This is a genomic window from Lacihabitans sp. LS3-19 (genome assembly GCF_024343575.1).
Taxonomy (GTDB): domain Bacteria; phylum Bacteroidota; class Bacteroidia; order Cytophagales; family Spirosomataceae; genus Leadbetterella.
The window spans coordinates 1-3,032 of the sequence record NZ_RJUA01000045.1; the positions used below are offsets into that span (position 1 = coordinate 1).

The 3,032-nt window shown below is 34.1% G+C and carries 3 protein-coding genes; 2 read left to right on the forward strand and 1 reads right to left on the reverse strand.

Going from position 1 to position 3,032, the window contains the following annotated elements; all coding sequences use genetic code 11:
- Window positions 1–1,366 (reverse strand): S8 family serine peptidase (locus tag EGI22_RS15120; protein WP_255069297.1); only part of this gene is annotated, 1,366 nt, incomplete at its 3' end.
- Window positions 1,367–1,442: 76 nt separating this feature from the next.
- Between EGI22_RS15120 and EGI22_RS15125 the strand changes: the two genes are divergently transcribed.
- Together EGI22_RS15125 and EGI22_RS15130 are read left to right on the forward strand one after the other, a co-directional pair.
- A complete protein-coding gene (locus EGI22_RS15125) occupies window positions 1,443–2,717 on the forward strand; it encodes an aminopeptidase P N-terminal domain-containing protein (protein WP_255069291.1) in 1,275 nt (424 codons plus the stop codon).
- Window positions 2,718–2,750: 33 nt separating this feature from the next.
- Window positions 2,751–3,032, forward strand: a 282-nt coding sequence (locus tag EGI22_RS15130) for a site-specific integrase (RefSeq protein ID WP_255069299.1), incomplete at its 3' end; no start/stop codon positions are given.

Genomic DNA, 3,032 nt, shown 5'->3' on the forward strand with positions numbered 1-3,032 from the left:
TATGAAAAACTACAGCTTTCTCCTCTCCTATTGAGCTAATTTTGTATTTTCCTTTTGCCTTAACTTTTTGTGCAGTTTTTAATTCAAAAAGCTTCCCTTCAAGTTGATTTAAAACCAATCTAGCATCTGGAATACCATAGCCCAGATAATTATTGGGTGAAGCTGTCAAACTTGAGGATTCTTGAAATATCTTCTTTATGTCTGAGGCTTTCAGTTTTGGATTAATTTGTAACATACAAGCTACAAATCCAGTGACAATTGGTGCTGCCAAAGAGGTGCCATTATAGGAATATACTGTTACATCTGGCTTTATAAAACTCACATTTCCAGAGCCTTTGCTACTGTATCCCATTTTCAAACTATTCTCGTCATTGGCACCAACACTTATCACTTCTTCTACATCGCCTGGTGTGGACACTATCCCTCCCCATTTTTTATTTTCACCCTCATTACCAGCTGAAACTATCAATATCATTCCTTTCTCATTTACAGCCATTTGGGCACCTTTTGCTATCACACTTGTATGGCCATTCATGTCATTTGGAGAATAGTTTTCGGCAGGATTGGTAAAACCCAAAGCATAGCCTAAAGAAGAATTTGCCAACCTTACGCCTAGGCTGTCTAACCATTCTATGGCAGCAATCCAATTGTCTTCTTCTATTCTCGACTCTTGCTGCGACGACTCTGTTCTTGCCAAATAATAGTTGCTTTGAAGAGCCAAACCACCTAATTGCTTTTTCTCCCCATCAAAACCACCCACCGCACTCATCACCATGGTGCCGTGTAAATCACCATTGGATTTGCGTTCGTTGAAAAACTCTTTTCTGGGTGGTATGAAAAAATCTTTGTAATCTTTTACTCTATTTTCAGTAAAAATATTTTTAAGAAATGGATTGATATCTGCCTGATAAAAACCGCCATCTATTATACCAATATCGACAGAATCACCGAGAAGTCCTCTCTCCAAAAAAGCCTCCGCATGTATTTGATGCAAAGCATAATTGAGATAAATTCCGTCGTCATATCCGAATTTTTTGTTAGAGGCTAAACTCTGGAAAGCATTGATTCTTTGAATTTTATCTACAAAATCTAATTTTGAAACCAATAGTTTTTGGGAAGAATTTAAATAAACAGAAACCGCGTTAAACCATCTTGAAGTATTTGAAATTTGAATTCCTAAACCCTTGATTTTTTCTAAATCAGTATATTTGGGCCCAAAATCAGAAATTTGGTTTTCACTCAAACCAAGCATTTTCCGATTTGAAAAAGTCTTATCAGAAACAGGATTTACCGATGACAAATCTCTGTTTTTTAAGAAAATCCAATATTTTTCTTGTCCATTGACTTTGAAAAACACCAAAAACATTAAAACCAAAATTCGAGAAAACAATTTACCCAAGTCCTTTTTATTAATTATTATTGCAAATATAAACTATTAACGAATGAGGTACGAAAATATTCCTAATAGCTTTTACATAGAAAAAAGGAAAAAATACATTGAACAAATTCTACCTAATTCAATATCAATTTTCGCCTCCAACGACCCGCTTCCTAGCAATGCAGACGGTACTTTTGGTTTTATTCAAAACTCTACTTTTTTTTACTTAACTGGGATAGATCAAGAGGACAGTTTTCTTATTTTAGATAATCGCACCTCTCCCCAGACTGAAATATTATTTGTAAAAGAAACCAACGAAAAAATAAAGATTTGGGAAGGAGAAAAACTGACCAAAAGCCAAGCAACAGAACTCTCTGGGATAGAAACCATAATTTGGAGTGAAGAATTTTGGAAAGTTGTAGAAGGATATTTAAATAATTGTGAAAATGTTTATTTCTCTATTGACACCGACCAAGGCAAGGGCAGCTCGTTTACTTCAAAAAACAGGCAGGTATCAAACCAAATAAAAAGAAAATTTCCAGACAAAAACTACATAAATTCGGCTAAAACAACTAATAACATGAGAGTTATAAAGTCTGATGAAGAAATAACTCAAATCAAAAAAGCCATCGAAATTACTAAATTTGGGTTTGAAAGAGCAGCAAAAAACTTAAAACCTGAGATGTATGAATTCGAACTTGAAGCGGAAATCTCTTATGAATTCCAAAGAAGAAGGTCAAGAATGCACGCTTTTCAACCTATAATGGCATCTGGTAAAAATGCATGTGCTTTGCATTATATTACCAACAATGACATCTGTAAAAGTGGCGAAATAGTTTTGATGGACTTTGGTGCTGAATACGGCAATTATAAAGCAGATATGACCAGAGTTTTACCCATAAATGGAAAATTCACAGATAGGCAAGCAGAAGTTTACACATCTGTATTTGATGTAATGAAAGCCATAAAAAACCAAATGGTGGTAGGAAATACGATAGCAAACCTAAAAAAGGAAACGCAAAACTTAATAGGAAAAGAATTGGTGAAATTAAAGATTTTGACAGAATCTGATGTAAAATTCAATCCAAAAGCGATTGTTAAATACTTTCCGCATGGGGTTTCACATTTTTTGGGAATTGATGTACATGATGTTGGCGATAGAAAAAAGAAATTAGAAGCCGGAATGTTGCTAACTTTAGAGCCAGGAATATATATTGAGCAAGAAGCCATAGGCATTCGCTTGGAAAATGACATATTGATAAAAGAAGTAGGAAATGAGGATTTGATGGAAGGTATTCCGCTAGAAATAAGTGAAATAGAAAAATTGATGCATCAGTAAAACCTAAAAAAAACTGGTTAAATAATAGAAAATATGCTTTGGCAAAATCACATAAAAGGTTTCAAGAATTTCTTGAAAATAGAAAGAGGGCTTTCTGGCAACTCTGTAGAAGCCTATGTGAGAGATGCCGAAAAATTATTTCAATTTTTTGGAGAGAAAAAAACTGTGCTCCAGTTGAAAGACGAAGACATTCACAATTTCTTGAGTTATTTAAACGATCTAGGTCTGTCAAACACAAGTCAAAGCAGAATTCTCAGTGGATTGAAGGCTTTTTTTGAATATTTAATCATTGAAAAAGAAATTATTTCTGATCCT

What these genes read in the sequence shown, in the direction of transcription:
- EGI22_RS15125 (WP_255069291.1), top strand. Translation starts at nt 1,443, where the DNA reads ATGAGGTACGAAAATATTCCTAATAGCTTTTACATAGAAAAAAGGAAA.